The following is a 19920-nucleotide window of genomic DNA, read 5'->3' on the forward strand; positions in this document are numbered from 1 at the left end:
GCCGGGTTCGCTCGTTTCGGGAGCGGGATCAGTCATCGGGACACGTCCTGAACGCTGTGCGGAATGCAGGTGAGGGGCAGGTTGTAGCAGGAACGGGGATGCTTCATTTCTGTTCCGGTCACGTGCGCGTCGTCTGGCGGACACCCGCGCGGCATAACTTCGCCGCCGTGGAATCCGACGTGCGAGTGCTCGAACCCGAATCGGCGCCGGCGGGCGAGAGCCTGCCGCGCAGCTCGACGCTGAACCGGCTGAGCCGGGCCCTGGATCCGGTCAAGACCCGGCTCGGCATCCGCGCCCTCGAGGCGAGCGCGCTGAAGATCTGGGTGCTCTCCCGGGTCACCATGGTCGTGATCACCTGGGCGGTGGTCTGGACCGGCTTCGGCGACATCAGTAAGTTTCCGCACGGCTGGGCGTCGGTGTGGCAGCGCTGGGACTGGCTGCGCTACTACGGCATCGCCGCGAACGGATACTCGCTGCGGGCCCGGCACGGCGCGTCGATCGCGTTCTTCCCGGGCTACCCGGGGATCCTCTACGTCGTCCATTTGTTTTTGCGTTCGTGGGTCTTCTCGGGCTTGATGGTCTCGTTCGTCGCGGGCGGTATCGCGGTCGCCGCGCTGGCGCGGATCATCGCGATCGAGGCCGCGTCGCTCGGCGGCGACGGTGTGCGGACGGCGGTGCGTGACGGCGTGACGCTGTTCGTGGTGGCTCCGGCGGCGGTCTTCATGGCGGCCGGGTACACCGAGGCGCCGTTCCTCGCGTTCACGCTCACCGCCTGGCTCGCTGCCCGCCGTGGGAATTGGCTGGCGGCGGGGTTGCTGTTGGCCGGCGCCTCGGCGATCAAGGTGAACGGGTTGTTTGTGCTGGTCGGCGTAGGGGTGTTGTTCCTGCAGAGCCGCCCGCGCGGGGTGCGCGAGTGGCTGCGCGGATGGCCGCTGGCGATCCCGCTGGTGCCCGTGGTCGCCTTCATGGCGTACCTGCATTCCCTGACCGGCAGCTGGAACGCGTGGGAACACGCCGAGCAGGTCGGCTGGAACCGGCACCTCTCCTACCCCTGGCACACCTTCGCGAACACCTGGCACTACGCGTTCGGCCGCTACCTGCCCGCCGCGACCGCCTGGGAATACCAGCTGGAGATCGTCGTCACCGCGATCGGCATCGCGGTCGTGGTCTGGCTGGCCGTCAAGCGGCGTTGGGCGGAGTTCGCCTACGTGCTGCTCTCGGTCGGAACCCTGGCCACCTCGCACGTCTACCTCTCCGTCCCGCGCGAGATGCTCACCTGGTGGCCGATGTGGGCCGCCCTCGGCGTGTGGTGCGTCAGGCGGCCCTGGATCAAGTCGGCTTACCTGGCCGTCTCGGCGCCGATCATGTTCACCATCGCGTTCCTGTTCCTCACTAACCGCTGGGCTGGCTAGGGCCCGGCGGGTCTCAATTCACTCCGAAGCGCCCGCGCCGATCATCCGAACCCGGACACCCTTCCACGCGTCCGGGTCGGTGATCCGGCGCCCGTCGATGAGGACCTTGATTCCCGGCAGATCATCCGGGGTGAGCTTGCGGTACTCGCGGTGGTCGGTCTGCACGATCGCCGCGTCCACCGGCGAACCGGCCTGGTAGGGCTCGAAGCCGAGGGTGCGGATCTCCTCGTCGGTGTACATCGGGTCGGCGACGAGGACGACGGCGCCGCGGGCCTTGAGGGCTTCGACCGTGGGAAAGACGCCGGAGAACGCGGTCTCCTTCACGCCGCCGCGGTACGCGATTCCGAGCACTACGACGCGGGCGCCGGACAGTCCCGCGTGCTCCTTAGCGAGCAGCGAGACGGCGTACTCCGGCATCGCCGCGTTGGCCGCCCGCGCCACACGCACGACCTCTGCGTCAGGGTCATTCCACAGGTACATCCGCGGATAGACCGGGATGCAGTGTCCGCCGACCGCGATGCCGGGCTGGTGGATGTGGCTGAACGGCTGGCTGTTGCAGGCCTCGATGACGGCCGCGATGTCCACGCCGATCTTGTCCGCGTACCGCGCGAAGGTGTTGGCGAGCCCGATGTTCACGTCGCGATAGGTCGTCTCGGCCAGCTTCGCCATCTCGGCCGCCTCGGCGCTGCCGAGGTTCCACACCCCGTTGGGCCGGGCCAGGTCGCGGCGGTGGTCGAACTCCAGCACCTGCTCGTAGAACTCCACCCCGCGGGCGCCGGACGCCGCGTCTATCCCGCCGACCAGCTTCGGATAGCGGCGTAGGTCCGCGAATATGCGCCCGGAGGAGACCCGCTCCGGGCTGAAGACGAGGGCGAAGTCGCGCCCGGCGGTCAGCCCCGAGCCCGCCTCGAGCATCGGCGCGAACCGCTCGCGAGTGGTGCCGACCGGGAGCGTGGTCTCGTAGCTCACCAGCGTCCCGGGGCGCAGCCCGGCGGCGACCGCGCGGGTCGCGGCGTCGAGCGGGCCGAAGTCCGGAACCCCGTCGCCGTCCACGACCAGCGGGACGACGATCACGACGGCCTCCGCCTCGGCCACCGCGGCCGTTCCGTCGGCGGTGGCGGTCAGCAGACCGTCGGCGACCGCCTGCTTCAGTGCGTCGTCGAGCCCTGTCTCGCCGGGGAAGGGCGCGACGCCCGAGTTGACCTGGTCGACGACGCGGGGCGCGATGTCGACGCCGATGACGTGGTGGCCCCGGCCCGCGAACTGTACGGCGAGCGGGAGGCCGATCTTTCCGAGGGCGAAGACGCAGATCCGCACGGTGCTTCCGATCGGGAGAGGGGAGGGGCGGGTGTCCCGGGTGGGACGCGGCGCGCCGGACCTTACTCGGAACCGGCGGAGACAGTGGCCCCGGTGCGGGCCGAGGTGAGGACGGCCTCCGCGACGATGACGGCGCGAAGGCCCTGGCGCAGGGTCACGATACCGGCGTCCGCCTTTCCCTCGACGGCGTCCCGGAAGACTTCGTGTTCGACGGTCAGCGGCTCGCGCTTGGGGATCGCGTACCGGGTCATGTCGCCCTCCGAGACGCCGCGGAACGCGGAGACCGCGTCCCACTCGGTCCTGGTCGAACCGTTGGCGAAGAACGTCAGGTCGGCGGTGAGGGTGTCGGCGACGAAACAGCCGCGCTCCCCGGTCACCACCGAGACGCGTTCCTTGAGCGGCGAGAGCCAGTTGACCAGGTGGTTGGCGATGACGCCGGAGTCCAGCTCGCCGAGCACGGTCACCAGGTCCTCGTGCGGGCGGCCGCTGCGGTGCGCGGTCCTGGCCGCCACGCTGCGGTACTGCGCGCCGGTGACGAAGCCGGTCAGGTCCAGGTCGTGGGTGGCCAGGTCCTTGACCACGCCGACGTCCGCGATCCGGTTCGGGAACGGACCCTGGCGGCGGGTGGCGACCTGGAACACGTCGCCCAGCTCGCCCGCCTCCAGCCGGGTGCGCATACTCTGCAGCGCCGGGTTGTACCGCTCGATGTGGCCGACCGCGGCGACCAGGCCGCGGCTTTCGAAGGCCTCGACGACGCGCTGCGCGGCCGGGATGTCGTGCGCCAGCGGCTTCTCGATCAGCGCGGCGACCCCCGCCTCGGCGAGGGCCAGGGCGGCCTCTTCGTGGTACGCGGTCGGGCAGGCCACGACGGCGTAGTCCAGCTTGTGGGCGAGCAGTTCCTCGACCGTGGACACCAGGGTCTCGCCGCCGAGGGCGCCGTACGCGTCGCCTCCCGGATCGGCGACCGCCACCAGGTCCACTCCGTCGAGCGCGCGCAGGACCCGCGCGTGGTGCCGGCCCATGGCCCCGAGGCCCACCAGGCCGGCCCGCAGGGGGGGCTTGTTCATACCGGGTCTCCGAAATCGAAGGAGCGGACCGCCGCGGCGATGCGGTCCAGGTCCGCGTCGGACAGCGAGGGGTGGACGGGCAGGGAGAGGACCTCGGCCGCCGCGGTGTTCGTCTCGGGCAGCGCCGCGCCGTCCGCGAAGGACGTGAACGGCGGCAGACGGTGTACCGGAGTCGGGTAGTACACGGCGCTGCCGATGCCCTGCGCGGTGAGGAACGCCTGCAGGGCGTCTCGTCGGCCGCCGGGCACGCGCACCGTGTACTGGTGGTAGACGTGCGTGGCCCCGTCTGCGACGGAGGGCGTGCGCACGCCCGATGAGGCGGCGTCAGCGTGCGGACCGGCGCTGTCGATGCCCGCGTTGAGCTTCGCGGCGTTGGTCCGGCGGCGCTCGTTCCACCCGGGCAGCTTCTTCAGCTGCTCGCGCCCGATCGCCGCGGCCACGTCGGTCATCCGCATGTTGTAGCCGACAACCTCGTTCGCGTACCGCTGCTCCATCCCCTGGTTCCGCAGCAGCCTGACTTTCCGGGCCAGCTCGGCGTCCGGGGTCGCGACCATGCCGCCCTCGAGCGAATGCATGTTCTTCGTCGGATAGAAGCTGAAGGCCGACGCCTCGGAGAACGCCCCCACCGGGGTTCCGTTCAGCGCGGCGCCGTGTGCCTGAGCGGCGTCCTCGACCATCGCGAGGCTGTACCGGGTGGCCAGTTCGCCGAGCGCGTCCATGTCCGCCGGGTGCCCGTACAAGTGCACTGGCATGATCGCGGCCGTGCGCGGGCCGATGAGGGCCGCGACCGACGCGGGGTCGAGGCAGAAGGTCCGCGCGTCGACGTCCGCGAAGACCGGCGTCGCGCCGGTGAGCCGGACGGCGTTCGCGGTGGCGGCGAAGGTGAACGAGGGCACGATGACCTCGTCTCCGGCGCCGATGCCCAGAGCCACGAGGGGCAGCAGCAGCGCCGAGGTGCCAGAGTTGACCGCGACGCAGTGGCGCCCGGCGACCAGCGCGCCGAACTCCTCCTCGAACGCGGCGACTTCGGGCCCTTGCACGACCATGCCGCCGCGCAGGACCCGCACGGCGGCCTCGATCTCCTCCTCGCCGATCACCGGCTTGGCCGGCGGGATGAAGGGCAGTGCGTTCACTGATTCGGTACTCACGTGTCCGCCTCCACGATGCGGCCCTGGGCCTGCCGGTAGATTTCGCCGGTCGCCGGGCACCGCCACTGGTCGGTGGAGGTGCGCACGAGTCGCTCGCCGGCCCGCCCGACCCACGCGATGCGCCGGGCCGGAACCCCGACGACGAGCGCGAAGTCGGGTACGTCCTCGGTCACCACGGCGCCCGCGCCGACCATGGCCCACCGTCCGATGCGCACCGGGGCGACGCACACCGCGCGCGCCCCGATCGACGCGCCCGCGCCGATGACGACGCCCACCGCGTGCCAGTCGCCGCCCCGCTTCTGCTTGCCGGACGGGTCGACCGAGCGCGGGCGCAGGTCGTTGGTCAGCACGACGGCGGGACCGATGAAGGCGCCGTCGCCGACCTGCGCCGGTTCGTAGACGAGCCCGTAGTTCTGCACCTTGACGTTGTCGCCGAGCGTCACGCCGGGGCCGACGTAGGCGCCGCGCCCGATCACGCAGTCGCGTCCGAGCACCGCCTCCTCGCGGACCTGCGCCAGGTGCCAGATCGAGGTCCCGGCGCCGATCCGCGCGCGCTCGTCGACGTCCGCGCCGGCGGCGATCCGGATGCCGGGGAACGGCGCGGGATCGGTGCCCGGCGCGGCGGTGTTCTCGTCCACAGCGTTCTCGTTCGCAGTGTTCTCATCCGCGGTGTTCTCGTCGGCTGTCACGGGTTCACCGGGTTCCGGCCGGGAGGGCGAGCGGGGCGCGGCCGCGGCGCGTCTGGATCACCAGGTCGGCGACGGCGGCTGCGAGCAGGTCGTGCGGGTTGGTGGCGCCCAGGTCCGTGTCCGCCCAGTCCACCGCGGCTTGGCGCAGCAGCTCGAACTCTTCGCGCGCCGGTCCGGACCAGGCCCGCAGCGCCGCTGCGGCCTCCTCGGCGTCGGCGACGACCGCGCCCGCCCCGGCCTTCTCCACCAGCTCCGCGGCCCGCTTTATCGGGCTGCTCAGCACTGGAAGTCCGCAGGCCAGATACTCGTAGATCTTCGACGGGATGGCGCTTTCGAAGGCGGGCGTGCTGTGCAGCAGCGACATCCCGACCCACGCGCCCCGGGCCAGTCGCCACGCGGCCTCCGGAGGCATCCGGCCGTGCAGGCGCACCCGCTTCGCCGCGGGCGACTCGGTGGTCCACACCGCCAGCGGTTCCCGGTCCTTCGGCGCGACCGGGCCGACCACGTCCAGCTCCCAGTCCGGCGCCAGCTCCAGCGCCTGCAGCATGGTGAACAGCCCGCGGCTCTCCCGCACGTCGCCGACATAGAGCGCGCGCGGCTGTTTGTCCGGTTCGCCGCCGCGCTCGGGCAGCAGGCTCAGGTCCGGCAGGTTGCGCACGACGAGCCGCCGGGCGGCCTCACCCGGCGGCACGTGCTGGTCCGCGACGACGGTCAGGTCCGCGCGGCGGCTGAGCGAGACCGCGGTCTTGGCCCAGACGCGGGCGACCGTGCCGCGTGGGCCCTTGGCCCACGCCCGGTCGTCCAACAGCGCGACGTAATCCTCGTGCATGTCGACCGCCAGACGGCGGCCGTGCGAGAGCGTGCGATGCAGGCGGGCAGCCGGGATCAGGTCCGGGTCCAGGGTGACGATCACCCGGCCGCGAGCCTTGCCCGGCAGCAGCAGCGCCTGCATCCCGCGCCCGGTCATGCCGCGCGGCCGGGTCGGCCGGAACTCGGTGTCGGCGGGAGCGTCGTCCGCGCGCCCCTTCGCGATCACCTCGACCCGCAGCCCGGCCCGGCGCAGCGCGGCGCAGTGCCGGTGCAGGCGGGCGTCGGCGACGTCGTGGCCGCTGCTCAGGATCGTGACGTCGATCTCGGTGCGAGGCATCTCAGACGTCCTCCATCACCATCGCGTCGTCCATGCCGGCCATGTCGTCCGCGATCTCGTCGGCTTCCTTCGACGGGTCCGGCTGCGGGACGCCCTGGAACTCCAGGTACTCGGCGGCGACGTCGTCCGGCTTGCCGCGCCGCACGACCTCGCCCTTGTGCATCCAGATGCAGTCGTCGCACATCTCCTTGATGGCGCCGATGCCGTGGCTGACGATGACGATCGTGCGGGCCTGCTCGAGCAGCTCCTGCATCTTGTCGTAGGACTTGCGCCGGAAGTGCGCGTCGCCGGTGGACAGCGCCTCGTCGATGAGCAACACGTCCGGGTCGAGGTGGGTGGAGACGGCGAAGGCGAGGCGGCCGTACATGCCGGAGGAGTAGGACTTCATCGGCATGTCGATGAACTCCTCGAGCTCCGCCCACGCGGCGATCTGCTCGAAGCGCTCGGTCACCTGGCGGCGGCTGAGCCCCGCGGCCAGGCCGCCGAGCACCACGTTGTCCCGGCCGGACAGCTGCCCGTTGAACCCGACGCCGAGCGCGAGCAGGGTACTGATGCGCCCGTTGACCACGACCTCGCCGGAGCTCGGCGGAAGGATCCCGGCGATCGCCCGCATGATGGTCGACTTGCCGGCCCCGTTCGCGCCGATGATGCCGAGCACCGAGCCGTGTTCGACGTCGAAGGAGACCCCGCGCACCGCGTGGATCATCCTGACCGACCGGCCGCCGCGGCCCTTCCGGCCGAACTGGGTGACCGTGTGGCGCAGCGTGTTCGCGCGCGGATCGATGATCGTGCGGTAGTCGACCTTCACGTCCTTGACGCGGATCGCGTAGCGGAAGTCGGGATCCTGCGGCTCAGGGCTCGACGGCTCCGAGACGGACACCGTGGGCTTCGGCGCGGGCCCGGTGACTTCGGGCTCGGTGGCTTTGGACACAGCGGCTTCGGACACAGTGACTTCGGGCTCTGCGGCGGGGGCGGCCGGCTCCTGCTTCGGCGACTGCTCAGAGGCGGACAGAGAACTCACGTTCCCTCCTGATGAAGATGAGGGTGCCGGCGACGAAGGCGACAAGGGCCCAGGCGGTGCCCTGCGCGAGCCAGGAGAGCGGCGGCGTCGTGTTGTAGACGAGGGCGTCGTCCCAGGTCCCGATGATCGGTGAGAGCGGGTTGAGGCCGATCGCGTGCGCCCGCAGGCTCTTCGGGGCCAGGCTCCCCAGGTCGAACAGCACCGGGGACAGGAACAGCCAGATCCGGGTGACGTAAGGCAGGAAGTTGGAGAAGTCGCGGAAGTAGACCTGCGCGGTCGCGCACATGAAGCCGAGCCCGGCCCCGAAGAGGGTCATCTCGATGAAGGCGGGCAGCGCCCAGAAGGCGTCGAAACCCCAGGACAGCCGCTGGATGGTGTGCACCGCGAGGAGCACGATCATGCTCGGGAGGAACCGCATGAAGGCGATGACGATCTGGGTGATCGGCAGCACCAGGCGGGGCAGCCGGCTGTTGAGGATCAGCCGGCTGCTGCCGATGATCGAGCCGGCCGACTGGCTCAGGATGCCGGAGAAGAAGTTGTAGAGGAACAACCCGGCCAGCAGCATCGTGAAGAAGTTCCGCGCGTGGCTGCCGTTCCGGAGGATGTCGACGAGCAGGTAGTAGACGAGGCCGAGCAGCAGCGGGTTCAGGACCAGCCAGAGCTGCCCGAACGCATTGAGGTAGTTCTGCGCGCGCAGGGTGCACCGGGCGAGTTCGTAGACGAATTCGCGGCGGGCCCACAGCTCCGGCAGGTACGTGCGCAGGCGCGGCACTCCGGAGCGGCGGGACCGGAACACATGGTGCTCCAGCGGGCCGTCCGCGGCGACGGCCCGGGGCGGGGATTGCGTATCAAGCATCGATGTCGATTCCGGTGGCGGTGGGTGAAGCGGGCGCGGGCGCGGGGGTGGGGGCCGTGGCGGGGGTGGAATCCATGGCCGTGGTGGCAGTGGGGGTGGCGACCGGCTCGCGGTCGGCGTAAGGGGTGCGGTCCAACTCGAAGCCCACCGTCAGCCCCGGGTGGCGCTTGGCCAGGTGCCAGCCGATCGGGATGGCGTGGGAGTCGCAGATCACCAGCTGTTCCACGGCGGACCAGTCCACCTGCCGGACCACCTGCGCCCGGGTGACCCGCCACATCACGTACGGCCGCAGCAGCCGGTACAACTTGCTGAACACCTTGTTGTAGGCCGCGGCGGACACGCCCCGTACTACGCGGCCCAACCGGTTCAGCGGGTGACGCTCCTCGCCCGCCTGGAGCGTGTAGAGCGTGACGCGCCGGTCGAGGCCCTCCCGCTGCCACGACTCCGCGTCCACGGCGACCAGGCCCACGTCCACGCCCCGCGCCAGCAGGAAGTCCGCCGAGCCGCACACCGCCCTGGCCCGCGTGGTCCCGATCGCCAACAACAGCACGCTCATGCCTGCTCCCTCGCCGGTGCCCAGTTCCTCTCGGCGCTGTCGCCGACCCCGTAGATCCCGGCCAGCCGCTGCGCGACCGCCCGCGCCCCGTAGCGGCCGATCAGCTCGGCGCGGGCCCGGTCCGGATCGAGCCCCGCCATCTGCTGCGCGAGCCGCCGGAATCCGTCCACGATCACGTCCGGATCGTCGCTGACGTCGATCAGCAGGCCGGCCACCCCGTCCAGGCCGCCCAGCGTCTCCTCGGGACCGCCGCACCGGGTCACCAGCACCGGCATGCCGGAGCCGACCGCCTCAACGGTGGTCATCCCGAAGGTCTCGGACTTGCTCGGGTGCACCAGCAGATCGTGCGCGTGCAAGAACTCGAAGACGCGCTGCGGCGGGACCGCGTCGTGGAAGACGACCCGGTCGGCGACGCCCAGCTCCGCGGTACGGGCGCGCAGCGGATCGACGAGCGGCCCGGAGCCGAGGATGGTCAGCCGCAGCGCGGGCTCGTCCTTCGCCGCCACGCCGAACGCCTCGACCAGCTCGGGGACGCCCTTGGCCGCCGCGACCTTGCCGACGTAGATCCACTTGTGCAGCTCGGTGACGGGCTTCGGGCGCACCGGCATCGCCTCGATGTCCACGGCGTTAGGCACGACGTGGATCTTGCCGGTGTGGCCGGGGAACTCCCCGGCGAGCTCCCGCCGCAGCTTCTCGCTGACGCAGAGCACTGCGTCAGCCCGGTCCATCACCTCGGCGTACAGGGCGCGGGAGCGCGGCTGGCCGAGGATCCGGCCGAGGAACGAGGCGTGCTCGGTCACCACGATCCGGGCGTCCGGGCGGGCGAACCGGTGGGCGAGCCAGCCCCCGTAGATGCCGACGTGCCCGTGCACGATGTCTGCCTCGAACCTGCCGCCCGGCAGTACCGGCGCGAGCGCGGACTCGTGACTGTGCGCCCATGTCGCGTAGTCCCGCTTCGGCGTCACCGGCGTCGGGATGTCGGTGACCCAGTACCCTTCGTCGGTCCACCGGGCGGTGAAGTCGATCCGGCGACTCGGCCCGGAGGTCAGCGCCGCGTACGCCTTGCCGACCAGCTGCGCCTGCACCGGGTCGGCCGGGCCGGTCCAGTCCTCGGTGTTGTAGAGGTCCACCCGGTCGAAGAGGCCGCGCACGGCCGCCGTCGTGGCCTGCACGAACGATCCGGCGAACGGGCGCTGGAGGGTCGGGTGCCACGGCGTGGTGACGGCGAGCCGGGCCAGCGGCTCAGCGCTCTGATCAGGCATCGGTCACCGCCCCGCCAGCGCGCGCAGCCGCGCCTCGAACGGCGCGAGCGTGTTCTCGCGGGTGTAGCGCTCGGCATGCGCGAGCGCCGCCGCGAAGTCCGGCTCGGCCAGGTCGCGTGCCGCCTTCCCGGCCGCCACCATCGAGTTCGCCACCGTCTGCGCGTCCAGCCGGTCGACGCCGAACCACAGCGGATGCCCTGTCAGCACGTCGACCGCGGCGATGTCGGGGGAATGCACGGACACGATCGGCTTTCCCGTCGCCATGTACTCGAAGACCTTGCCGGAGGTGACGTAGCGCGCGCCGGGGACGCAGAAAACGAGCGCGTCGAGGCTGTGGTAGGCCCGTCCGACGTCGGTCTTGGCGAGCGGTCCGTGATAGGTCACGCCGAGGTCTTCGCGCAGCGGGATCTGGTCGAGCAGCGGATCAGCAGACTGTTTGAAAAAGCCGAGGTGGCCGTACAGCTCGAGCGTCGCGTCGGCCAGTTCGGGGTGCGCGCGGGCGATCCGCCACGCGTCGAAGAGCACGCGCAGCGGCATCGCCTCGGTGATCGTGCCGAGGTAGCCGAAGCGCAGCGGGCGACCGCTGGCCGGTCCCGGATAGGCGGCGCGGCCGAGGATCTCCGGCTCCCAGCCGTTGGGGACCACGTCCATCTGTGCGGCTGCGGCCGGGTACCGCTCGGCGTGCCAGCCGCGCAGACCTTCGTTCACGAACACGGTCAGCGCAGAGCGCTCCAAGGTGCGTCGCTCCCACGCCCACGCCGGGTGCCCGTCAGGGTACTTATGCTCCTCGGTGAACTGGTTGAACGTCCACGCATCGCGGTAGTCGAGCACGTACGGCACACCGGTGAGCTTGCGAAACCAGTACGCGGCCGCGAACGAGGCGAACGGGTTCCCGGTGGCCAGCACCAGGTCGAAGCGCTTGTGGGCGTGCTCGCGCAGAGCACGCGCGATGACGTGCGGAATCCACGAGGCGTAGTGCTCCGGGAAGAAGTGCCGCTGCGTCCAGTTGTAGCCGGCGTTGGCGAGGATCGGCATGTTCGCGCGGAACCGCCCGTACCGGCGGATGTCCCGCTCCCACCGGAAATAGCCCATGCCGGGGCGCCGCACCTTGATCCGCTCGTCCACGCCCTGTTCGAGCGACGGGTCGACGCTGCCGATGTAGCGGGTGAAGAACTCCCGCGGCGCCGTGTGGACCGTCACGTCCCATCCGGCCGCGGCGAGGTGCTCGGCCGTGGCCCGCGCCCGGTAGACCCCGCTGGACCGGCTCGGCGGAAAGAAAAAGGCCAGATAGAGAATCCGGGGTGACCGCACGGTGCGTGTTCGGGATGTCATCGTCTCAGAGCGTCGCGGGGCGGGGCGGGGGGTGAACGGTGCAACTTTTCAAGTGAAGTCTTAACGGGAGGTGGACGGAAATGGATTCGAAACTGTCATCTCGTCAACGAGTCGACACGGAGAGCCGGAGGTAAATGAACCGGAAATGAACAATCGTCAGACGTGCGGCGTCATTCAGAGAATTGATCCACGATTTCCCGCCCCGGCCAACGCCGAAGAGCCCGTTTCCCGCTGACCGCCTATGATCCCCGGGTGAGGATTTTGAGCGTGGTCGGCGCCCGGCCGCAGTTCGTCAAGCTCGCCCCGATCGCCGCGGCGGTCGGGGCGGCCGGGCACGACCACGTGATCGTGCACACCGGGCAGCACTACGACCCGGAGCTGTCCGAGGTCTTCTTCACCGGCCTCGGCATCCCCGAGCCGGACGAGCGGCTCGGCATCGGCTCCGGCAGCCACGGGGTGCAGACGGGCGCGATGCTCGGCGCGCTCGATCCCGTGCTGTCGAGGTACGTCCCCGACTGGGTCCTGGTCTACGGCGACACGAACTCGACGATCGCCGGTGCGCTGAGCGCGGTGAAGCTGCACCTCCCGATCGCCCATCTCGAGGCGGGCCTGCGCTCCTTCAACCGGCGGATGCCCGAGGAGCACAACAGGGTGCTGACCGACCACACCGCGGACCTGCTGCTCGCCCCGACGCCTCAGGCGGTGACGAACCTCGAACGCGAAGGGCTCGGGGAGCGCACGGTCCTGGTCGGCGACGTCATGGTGGACGCGTGCCTGCGGGCCCGCGAACTCGCCCTCGCGTTCGACGCCGTCGAGCCGCCTGCCCCGGGGATCGATCCGCACGCGCCGTACCTGGTGGCCACCATCCATCGGGCCGAGAACACCGACGAACCCGAGCGGCTCGCCGCGGTGGTGGCCGCGTTGGCCGCGCTGCCCGTGCCGGTGGCCCTGCTCGCGCATCCGAGGCTGCGGGCCCGCGCCGAGGAATTCGGCGTCGAACTCGCGACCGGCGCGATCAGCCCCGGATCGCCGCTGCCCTACGCCCAGATGGTCGCCGCGGTCAGCGGATCCGCAGGCGTCGTCACGGATTCCGGCGGTCTGCAGAAGGAGGCTTACCTGCTCGGCCGGCCGTGCACGACGGTGCGGACCGAGACGGAGTGGCCTGAGACGCTCGCCGACGGGTGGAACATGCTGGCCGAGGTCGGCGACCCGGCATTCGCACGTGCCGCGACCCGTCCCGCTCCCGCCATGCCGCCCGGTGCGCCCTTCGGCGACGGCCGCGCGGCGGAGCGGGTGGTCAAGGAACTCGAACGAGCGGCTCGCTGATCGGCGGCACCGGGACCAGTTCCAGGTCTCCGGCCGGGCGTGAGGGTCCGGGCCGCGCGCCGAGCACCTCGGAGTAGAGCGCGTCGAGCCGGCTCGCCTGCCCTGCCCACGACGAGTCCGCGCGCGGGTCGTCCGGCCCCTCGTACACGGCCCGGTAGCGCCCGAGGTCCGCGAGAACCAGGCGCACGGCGGTGACGAGCGAGTCGGCGTCGCCCGCGGTGAACACCTCGCCGACGCCGAGCTTGCGCGTGTGCGCCGCCATCTCGCGCACGTCGCTGGTCACGATCGGCAGCGCGGCGTGCAAGTACTCGAAGTACTTGGTGATCAGCGAGAGTTCGTGGTTGGGCAGGTGCAGGATCGGGATGAGGCCGACCGTCGCACTGCTGATATAGGGCACGACCTGGTCGACCGGGACATAGGGCAGGACGTGCAGCCGGCCCGTGACGCCGAGCTCGACCGCGCGCCGGGTCAGCTTCGAGAGGTCCGGATCCTCCTCGCGCGCGATCAGCGCCAGATGAGCGTCGGGGAGACCGGCGAGCGCCTCGACCGCGGTGACGACGCCGCGCCGCGGTGACATTCCGCCGCTGTAGAGCAGCAGCGGGACGGCGGGGCCGACGCCGCAGTCCTCGCGGAGGCTGCGCGCGGACTGCGCCGTCTCGGACCGCGCTGCCTGATCGGCGATCACCGGTGCGTTGAGGATCACGAACGGACGGACGGCGAGGTGGTGGTCTTCGGCCAGCTTGGCGGCGATGCCCTTCGACACGGTGACGACCGCGTCGGCGCGGCGGATGTATTCGCGCTCGACGCCGACGAGCATCCGCCGCCGCATCCATGCCCTGACATCGGTGGTCGAGGGCACCTCGATGCCGCGCAGGTACTCGTGGGCGTCGTAGATCCACCGCACCCGGCGCGTCGGGGTGCTCAGCGTGGCGGCCAGCCGCGCCCCGATGCCGACCATGTGGAAGTCGTGCGCGTGGATGAGGTCCGGATCGAGGTCGCGCACCACCGGGGCGAGGGCGAGTTCGAGGTCGCCGAACCACGGGTTGAACCAGCGCCAGCCGCCGTATCGGTCGGCCAGGCCGAGCGCGGTGCCGACGAGCTTCCGGGCGCCGCCGCCGACCGGGCCCCGGGCCGCGCGCTCGACGACTCCGTCCGCCCGGGGGTGCGCGGCGAGCCCGGCGCGGATCGTGGCGGATGCCTTCGACCGCAGGCGCCCGCTGGCCGCGGCGTCGCGCGCGGCCAGTTCGGCTCGCGCGTCGCGGTACGCGGGACGCAGCTCTGCCGCCCGCCGGCCGCCGCGCAGCCGGACCCGCTCGTACCCTGACACGGTCGTCGCGACCGGCACGAGCACGACGTCGGCGGCCCCGAGCCGGTAGCGCTCGACCTCACCGCCGGTCGCCCGCCCGACCAGAGTCACCGCCCACCCGGCCGCCGCCATGGACCAGGCGATCTTCTGGACCCGCGAATCCCCGGCCACCCCGTTGGCGACCAGCATGACGACACGCGGCCGCGCCGCAGTCGCAGCTGCGGTTGAAGCAGCCACGCTCGAAGTAGCCGCAGTTGAAGCAGCTACTGCGGAATCAGTCACCGCACTCCTGCCGATACCGCCGGTTCGCCCGCGGCGCCGGCCAGCGACTCGTACACCCCGACCAGCGCCTTCGCGTCGTGGTCCCAGCTCAGTTCGCCGCGTGCCTGGGCCACCCTGTCGCAATACCCAGTGTAATCCTCGGTCACCTGACGCAGCGCGGCCCGCATCGACTCGGCGTCGCCGGGGCGATACAGCGCCCCGATGCCGTAGGAAGTCACCAGGCGGCGCAACTCGGGGAGGTCCGCGGCGACGACCGGGACGCCCGCGCGCACGGCGTGGAAGACCTTGTTCGGCAAGGCGAGCCGGTGATTCTCGCAGGTGTCCGTGAGCGTGACGACGGAGATGCCGACGCGGCGCAGCACTTCGTCGACTTCGTCCACCGGCCGCGCCGGCTCGATCCGGACCGTGCCCTGCGCGACTCGCAGCTTCGGCAGGAACTCGCGGTCCGCCTTCCCCATGAGGACCGTGTCGAGCTGGAGCGCCGACGCGGCCTCGAGCAGCGTCTCGATGTCGCGGGCCGCCCCGATGCGCCCGGCGTAAACCACGCCGCGCGGCCGGCTCGGCCGTCCAGGCTCGCCGGCCGGGATCTTCTGGCTGGGGAAGGAGTTGCGCACCACGGTGACCGGTCCGCCGCGCCACCGCCCGAGCAGATCGGCGATCCCCGGGCTCACGGTCAGCACCGCGTCCGCGCGGGCCACGATCCGCCGCTCGATCCGCTTCTCGCGGGCGCGCTCCAGCGGTGTCGGGCGGCCGTGCCGCTCTCGTCCGGACCACCATTCGTGCGAGTCGTAGACCAGCCGCGCCCTCGAGCCGTCGGCCAGATCGGCGGCCAGGCGCAGGACATTGAAGTCGTGTGCGTGGACGACGTCGAAGCGCCGCCCGGAGACCGCCGCCCGAGCTCGCTCATTCCACGTCCGCCATACCCGCTGCCGGTGCTGGGGCAGCAGCGCCCACCGCGCCGCCGTGCGCACCCTGCTCTTGAGGCTGGAACGCCCCGCGCCGCCGCCCCCACCGCCGCCAGAGGGCTTGAAACCGCTTCCCCCAGACGCAGACTGCACGGTCACGCCGGCCGGCGGCGTCCACCCCTCTGGAATGTCCTTGCCGACGATGTGGATCGCATGCCCCTGCTCCGCCAGCGCCTGCGCCTCGCGCAGTACCCGGGCATCGTGCGCCACGTCCGACTGGACCAGCATCAGCACGTCCATAGCCGTCGTCGACTCCTTACGCAGGGCCCGCGGTATATGCGGGCTCGTGCTCGCGAACCGGCGCGACAGGCGTCTGCCGGCGGGGCGGGATCAGCCGCGGCAGTCCCAGCACCAGCAACAGCCAGACCGGCACCATCAACCGGTCCGCCTGCGAGACCAGCGGGTGCGCGGCCACCGCGGCGATTCCGGTGAACGAGACCGCGATCACCAGCACCCCGTACACCGGGTCGCGACGCACCAGCACGATCGCCACCGCGATCAGGGCCGCGCCCACCAGCAGCGCGGTCGGCTCGGAAACCGGGAAGTAGCCCCAGAACCGCAGATCGAGGCCGACCAGCCGGCCGGCCGGGTTCGACACGTCCGGCCGGATGAAATGCCGGGTGAACGTGTCCTGCAACGACTCCGAGAGGCCCGGCCAGCCCAGCGCCGTGCTGGCGATCTCGGAGAGCACGAACGCGCCGCCGCTGATCGCCGCGAGAAGCACCATTCCCCGGTTGCGGGAGTCGCGGACCCACTTCAGGCAGATGAGTGCGCCGAGCGCGACGAAGAGCGCTACCAGTTGCTCGGAGGAGTACCGGATCAGGAACCCGGTGACGAATCCCGCGGCCAGGACGGTCGAACCGAGCCGGTGCCTCTGCTGGACCAGGTACCAGGCGCCGAGCAGCACCAGCAGCGTCGTCGCGAGCGACGGGCCGTCGGTCAGCATCCTGCTGCCCCAGTAGCCGGTCGGCGCCGCGAGGTACAGCGCCTGGCCGCCGAGGGCGACCGGCACCGTGCACCCGACGGCGCGCAGCAGCATGATGACCAGGAAGCTCCCCAGCAGCGTGCACAGCATCGCCGTGATCCACAAGCCGAACCGCAGGCCAAAGGCGGCGGCGAACGGCGCGGCCAGCACCGGATAGCCGGGGCGCGAGGTGAAGATCGCGATGTACCGGGGCGAGCTCGGAGTCAGACCGTTTCGATAGGTCTGGAGGCAGTGGGCGAATCCGGACGAGTAGGCCGACGCGGTCGTCCCGGCGCCGTAGTCCAGCGTCGCGCTGCGCGCCGCCGACTGCCCGCTGTCCTGGCAGAACATCACCACCGCGCCGTGCACCGCCTGCGCCTGGCTGTCGCCGAGGACGCGCAGGGTCTGGCGCGCGTACTGATACGTGTCGTTCGAGGGAACATCCTGGCGGTAGTCGACCGCCTGGATCACCGTGAACACGGCGGCGATGAGCAGGGCGCCGACGATGATCCGGTTGCGCAGGTCCGAACCCCCGGCCCAGCCGCTCCAGCGGCTCGGCGTCCCGGATCGCGCGTTGTCGACTGTGGCCACCCGCGGACGCTAGCGACCGACGGCCAACCGTGGGTGATGAAGAGATGTCCGGCCGGTGACCGAAAGGTACGTGGTCGTTCTTTTTAAGAGCGTAACGTGCCCTCCACCATGCCTACCGAAACACCCTCCGCCGAAACGCCGCCCCGCCGGATGGAAACGCCGCCTCAGATCGAAACACCACCCGATGAAACGGCGCCGGGCGAATCCGGTCCGCGATTCAGCCGCGCGGTGCTCGCCCTGACGGCGGCCGCCACGCTCGCGGTGGCTCCGGTCGCCACCGCCGCGGTCGGGCCGGCCGGAAGCGGCGCCAGCGCGCACTCGTCCCCGGTGTACGTCCTGGCTCAGGCCGCGCACGACATCGGGCACAACGACTGGGCGTTCCAAGGCGGTGTGGCGGGCCGGGTCGCCTGGGTGGTCTCGTACGTGGCGCTCTGGTTGTCCTGGCTCCTGATCGCGCTGTGGATCCGGTGGCGGGTCAAGCGCGCCGGGCTCGACCGCGCCGACAGCCGCCGCCGGCTCTGGATCAAAACCCTGATCGCCGCGTGGGCCACCGAGGGGGTCGCCGGATCGCTGACTCTGGGCGCCGGGCTGTATACGGACTGGAACTCGTCCACGCTCGGCCCGGCCGTCCTGCGCGCGTCGGACTTGTGCTCGCCCTGGCTGTCCTTCGCGGCGGTGCTGCTCGTGGTCGGGCTCGCCGAGCACCGCGCGCTGGCCGTCCGTGCGGCGGTGCTCTACGCGGCGCTGCTCGCGATCATCCTGATGGTACCGCTGCCCGGTCCCGACGCCGTCAAGGTTCTGGTTCTCGCGGCGGCCGTCGCCGTGCCCGCGCTGCTGGACTCGGGCGGGTCTGCCGAGCCCGGCCGGGAGCGGCGGCCCGATCCCGGTTCCGAGCCGGGACCGGTCACGCCACCCGCTGCCGCAGCCGGTTGAACAGGTTCTCGGTCGCCCTCTGGATCCGCGAATCGATGTAGCCCGGCCGGTTCAGCCCGAACGACCAGTTGAACGTCGCGGCGTCGAAGACCACGGCGCCGCGTGCGGTCTCGTACAGGCTGGTGTGCTGGATCCGCGGCCAGTCGGAGCCGCCGAGCGCCATGAAGTGCGAGGCGGACAACATCGTGTGCTGAGTGCTGTCCGGCTTCGGCGCGCCCGCGTCGAAACCGTCCGCCTCGCCGCCGACGATCCCCGGGATGGTCTCCCCGTCCTTCACGCCCGTGCCGGCCCAGAACCAGTGGTCCGGGCTGCTCACCGCGAGCGGCACCTCGGCCTTGGGGATCCCGTTGTACTGCACGCCGATCAGCCCCTGCTCCGCCTGCTTGCCATGCGGGTCCACGGTGCGCCACAGGCACGTGGGGCCGCTCGCGTCGGCGTCGGGGTCCGGGTCGCTCTTCCAGCAGGCCATCACCTGGCCGCGGCCCTGCGGGTCCGCTTCGAAGCGCACGTGCCAGTACACGTTGTTGGCGGCGATGAAAGCCAGGTGCGTGCCGTTGTCCAGGGCCGTGGCCACGGTGTCCCGCATCGTCTTCGACCAGTACTCGTCGTGGCCGGAGAAGACCATCGCCGAGTACTGCGACGGGTCGACTCGGCCTTCGTGCAGGTCGACGCTCGTGGCGTAGCCGAGGTCGTAGCCGCTGCGCTCGGCCCATTGCAGGAACTCGTAATCCAGGTCCGCGCGCTGCGGCAGACCCGCGCCCGAGTAGGGCCGCGCGAAGCTGACCTTCTTCGCCCGCGTGCCGTAGGCGATCGGCGCCCCGTGCACATCCGTGCGCACCGACCCGGCCTCGCTCCCGGCCGCGTCCGGATTCCCGTCGTGGCCGTAGCCGTAGTAGAGGCTCTTGCCGACCTTCCCGTCCAGCGGCCACTGGTTGTACGCCTGATACGTCGTGAAGGGCAGCACCACCAGGAAGTCCGCGCGCCGCGCGTCGTCCCGCACGACGAACGGGTGGACGCTGCGGTGTCCGGTCTCCGAGGTGAAGGCGGCGAGGTAGGACCCTGAGGTCCAGGTGCGCGGCACCTCGATGGTCCAGTCGGCGGACCAGTCGCAGCTGATCATCCCGGTCTTCGGATCGGTGACGGGTTCCGCCTTCGCCCGGCCCGGCAGGCTGGGGCTGCCGGTCATCCGCCGGGCGCCGAGCCCGCCGTAGTCGCCCATCCGGTAGATGTCGATCGTGAACGCGTGGGCCGGCTCGGTCGAGACGTGGAAGTCGATCGACCCGCCCAGATCCACGCTGGTCGCCGAGGTGTAGCCCTTGATCTGGCGGCCGAGGTCGTCCGCCGCGACGGTCCCGCCCGCGCCGATCCGCCAGTCCCGGCTGCCCGGCTGCCGATTCTCCGCCCGGATCGGGTTGTCGGGACCCGGCGCCGGCGTCGTGCCGGCGGACTTGCCGGTCGCCGCCTGGACGGCGGAGGTCGCGCCGGCGGCCAGCGCCCCCACGCCGAGCACTGCCAGTACGGATCGTCGGGAGATTTCAGGCATGGTCGAAGATCCTAAGCAGCGGCGCCTTCATGATGATGACTCTCATGAACCGTCTAGGTGTACGGCGTCTTAATTCACGGCGACGAATGTACTTATCGGGTAACAGTGCAGCTCACAATGCAGCTCGGAGAGTTTATCGTGGCGCGAAAAAAGGGGTGGAGGATCGGTCGGGTGTTCGGTACGGCCACCGGTTTGACGCGGCG

General features: G+C 71.2%; 17 protein-coding genes. 3 read left to right on the top strand and 14 right to left on the bottom strand.

Features of this window, described 5'->3' with window-relative positions; translation table 11 throughout:
• Positions 1 to 167: 167 nt before the first annotated feature.
• Positions 168 to 1412, top strand: a complete 1245-nt coding sequence (locus tag VGZ32_RS17560) for a mannosyltransferase family protein (RefSeq protein WP_326887147.1) — start codon at positions 168 to 170, stop codon at positions 1410 to 1412.
• Positions 1413 to 1430: 18 nt separating this feature from the next.
• Here VGZ32_RS17560 and VGZ32_RS17565 read toward each other — a convergent pair whose 3' ends face one another.
• The 10 genes from VGZ32_RS17565 to VGZ32_RS17610 form a co-directional block, all read right to left on the bottom strand.
• Complete coding sequence (locus tag VGZ32_RS17565; protein ID WP_326887148.1) at positions 1431 to 2729, bottom strand: nucleotide sugar dehydrogenase; 1299 nt, start codon at positions 2727 to 2729, stop codon at positions 1431 to 1433.
• A 62-nt stretch (positions 2730 to 2791) separates the two neighbouring features.
• Positions 2792 to 3796 (bottom strand): Gfo/Idh/MocA family oxidoreductase, encoded by a 1005-nt coding sequence (locus VGZ32_RS17570; RefSeq protein ID WP_326887149.1) that lies wholly within the window; start codon positions 3794 to 3796, stop codon positions 2792 to 2794.
• Positions 3793 to 4944 (bottom strand): DegT/DnrJ/EryC1/StrS family aminotransferase, encoded by a 1152-nt coding sequence (locus VGZ32_RS17575; protein ID WP_326887150.1) that lies wholly within the window; start codon positions 4942 to 4944, stop codon positions 3793 to 3795. Before VGZ32_RS17575 ends, VGZ32_RS17570 begins: the two co-directional genes overlap by 4 nt.
• On the bottom strand, positions 4941 to 5531 hold the full coding sequence (locus tag VGZ32_RS17580) for an acyltransferase (RefSeq protein ID WP_349263641.1): 591 nt from the start codon (positions 5529 to 5531) through the stop codon (positions 4941 to 4943). Before VGZ32_RS17580 ends, VGZ32_RS17575 begins: the two co-directional genes overlap by 4 nt.
• Positions 5532 to 5637: 106 nt before the next feature.
• Entirely contained in the window at positions 5638 to 6780 is a 1143-nt protein-coding gene (locus tag VGZ32_RS17585) for a glycosyltransferase (protein ID WP_326887152.1), read from the bottom strand.
• Between the two features lies 1 nt (position 6781).
• On the bottom strand, positions 6782 to 7801 hold the full coding sequence (locus VGZ32_RS17590; protein ID WP_326887153.1) for an ABC transporter ATP-binding protein: 1020 nt from the start codon (positions 7799 to 7801) through the stop codon (positions 6782 to 6784).
• The gene (locus tag VGZ32_RS17595; RefSeq protein ID WP_326887154.1) at positions 7779 to 8657 is read right to left on the bottom strand and encodes an ABC transporter permease; all 879 of its coding nucleotides are present in this window, start codon (positions 8655 to 8657) and stop codon (positions 7779 to 7781) included. The genes VGZ32_RS17590 and VGZ32_RS17595 overlap by 23 nt, the downstream gene beginning before the upstream one ends.
• Positions 8650 to 9213 (bottom strand): hypothetical protein, encoded by a 564-nt coding sequence (locus tag VGZ32_RS17600; RefSeq protein ID WP_326887156.1) that lies wholly within the window; start codon positions 9211 to 9213, stop codon positions 8650 to 8652. Before VGZ32_RS17600 ends, VGZ32_RS17595 begins: the two co-directional genes overlap by 8 nt.
• Positions 9210 to 10475: a glycosyltransferase gene (locus VGZ32_RS17605; RefSeq protein ID WP_326887157.1), complete on the bottom strand. Its 1266-nt coding sequence runs from the start codon at positions 10473 to 10475 to the stop codon at positions 9210 to 9212. Before VGZ32_RS17605 ends, VGZ32_RS17600 begins: the two co-directional genes overlap by 4 nt.
• Before the next feature lie 3 nt (positions 10476 to 10478).
• On the bottom strand, positions 10479 to 11807 hold the full coding sequence (locus VGZ32_RS17610) for a glycosyltransferase (RefSeq protein WP_326887158.1): 1329 nt from the start codon (positions 11805 to 11807) through the stop codon (positions 10479 to 10481).
• Positions 11808 to 12059: 252 nt separating this feature from the next.
• Between VGZ32_RS17610 and wecB the strand changes: the two genes are divergently transcribed.
• The gene (gene wecB, locus VGZ32_RS17615; protein ID WP_326887159.1) at positions 12060 to 13133 is read left to right on the top strand and encodes a non-hydrolyzing UDP-N-acetylglucosamine 2-epimerase; all 1074 of its coding nucleotides are present in this window, start codon (positions 12060 to 12062) and stop codon (positions 13131 to 13133) included.
• Here wecB and VGZ32_RS17620 read toward each other — a convergent pair.
• From VGZ32_RS17620 to VGZ32_RS17630, 3 genes are read right to left on the bottom strand one after another with little or no spacing between them, the layout of a single operon-like run.
• Positions 13105 to 14676: a glycosyltransferase family 4 protein gene (locus tag VGZ32_RS17620; RefSeq protein WP_326887160.1), complete on the bottom strand. Its 1572-nt coding sequence runs from the start codon at positions 14674 to 14676 to the stop codon at positions 13105 to 13107. The two genes, wecB and VGZ32_RS17620, sit on opposite strands and share 29 nt — an antisense overlap.
• Before the next feature lie 41 nt (positions 14677 to 14717).
• Entirely contained in the window at positions 14718 to 15926 is a 1209-nt protein-coding gene (locus tag VGZ32_RS17625) for a glycosyltransferase (protein WP_326887161.1), read from the bottom strand.
• 16 nt (positions 15927 to 15942) lie between these two features.
• Positions 15943 to 17241 carry a hypothetical protein gene (locus VGZ32_RS17630; protein ID WP_326887162.1) on the bottom strand — a complete coding sequence of 433 codons (1299 nt, stop codon included), beginning with the start codon at positions 17239 to 17241 and terminating at the stop codon, positions 15943 to 15945.
• 108 nt (positions 17242 to 17349) lie between these two features.
• Here VGZ32_RS17630 and VGZ32_RS17635 point away from each other — a divergent pair, with 108 nt between their 5' ends.
• Positions 17350 to 18174, top strand: a complete 825-nt coding sequence (locus VGZ32_RS17635) for a hypothetical protein (RefSeq protein WP_326887163.1) — start codon at positions 17350 to 17352, stop codon at positions 18172 to 18174.
• On the opposite strand, the gene VGZ32_RS17640 is transcribed toward VGZ32_RS17635, so the two are convergent.
• Positions 18146 to 19717, bottom strand: coding sequence for a N,N-dimethylformamidase beta subunit family domain-containing protein (locus VGZ32_RS17640; RefSeq protein WP_326887164.1), 1572 nt, complete (start codon positions 19715 to 19717; stop codon positions 18146 to 18148). The two genes, VGZ32_RS17635 and VGZ32_RS17640, sit on opposite strands and share 29 nt — an antisense overlap.
• Positions 19718 to 19920: the final 203 nt, after the last annotated feature.

The organism is Actinocrinis sp., from assembly GCF_035938995.1.
In the GTDB taxonomy this organism is placed as follows: Bacteria; Actinomycetota; Actinomycetes; order Streptomycetales; family Catenulisporaceae; genus DASZGI01.

Excerpts from the sequence above, each read along its gene's own strand:
- VGZ32_RS17570 (WP_326887149.1), bottom strand. The coding sequence starts at position 3,796 with ATGAACAAGCCCCCCCTGCGGGCCGGCCTGGTGGGCCTCGGGGCCATG.
- VGZ32_RS17585 (WP_326887152.1), bottom strand. The coding sequence starts at position 6,780 with ATGCCTCGCACCGAGATCGACGTCACGATCCTGAGCAGCGGCCACGAC.
- VGZ32_RS17595 (WP_326887154.1), bottom strand. The coding sequence starts at position 8,657 with ATGCTTGATACGCAATCCCCGCCCCGGGCCGTCGCCGCGGACGGCCCG.
- VGZ32_RS17600 (WP_326887156.1), bottom strand. The coding sequence starts at position 9,213 with ATGAGCGTGCTGTTGTTGGCGATCGGGACCACGCGGGCCAGGGCGGTG.
- VGZ32_RS17605 (WP_326887157.1), bottom strand. The coding sequence starts at position 10,475 with ATGCCTGATCAGAGCGCTGAGCCGCTGGCCCGGCTCGCCGTCACCACG.
- VGZ32_RS17610 (WP_326887158.1), bottom strand. The coding sequence starts at position 11,807 with ATGACATCCCGAACACGCACCGTGCGGTCACCCCGGATTCTCTATCTG.
- VGZ32_RS17625 (WP_326887161.1), bottom strand. The coding sequence starts at position 15,926 with ATGGACGTGCTGATGCTGGTCCAGTCGGACGTGGCGCACGATGCCCGG.
- VGZ32_RS17635 (WP_326887163.1), top strand. The coding sequence starts at position 17,350 with ATGCCTACCGAAACACCCTCCGCCGAAACGCCGCCCCGCCGGATGGAA.
- VGZ32_RS17640 (WP_326887164.1), bottom strand. The coding sequence starts at position 19,717 with ATGCCTGAAATCTCCCGACGATCCGTACTGGCAGTGCTCGGCGTGGGG.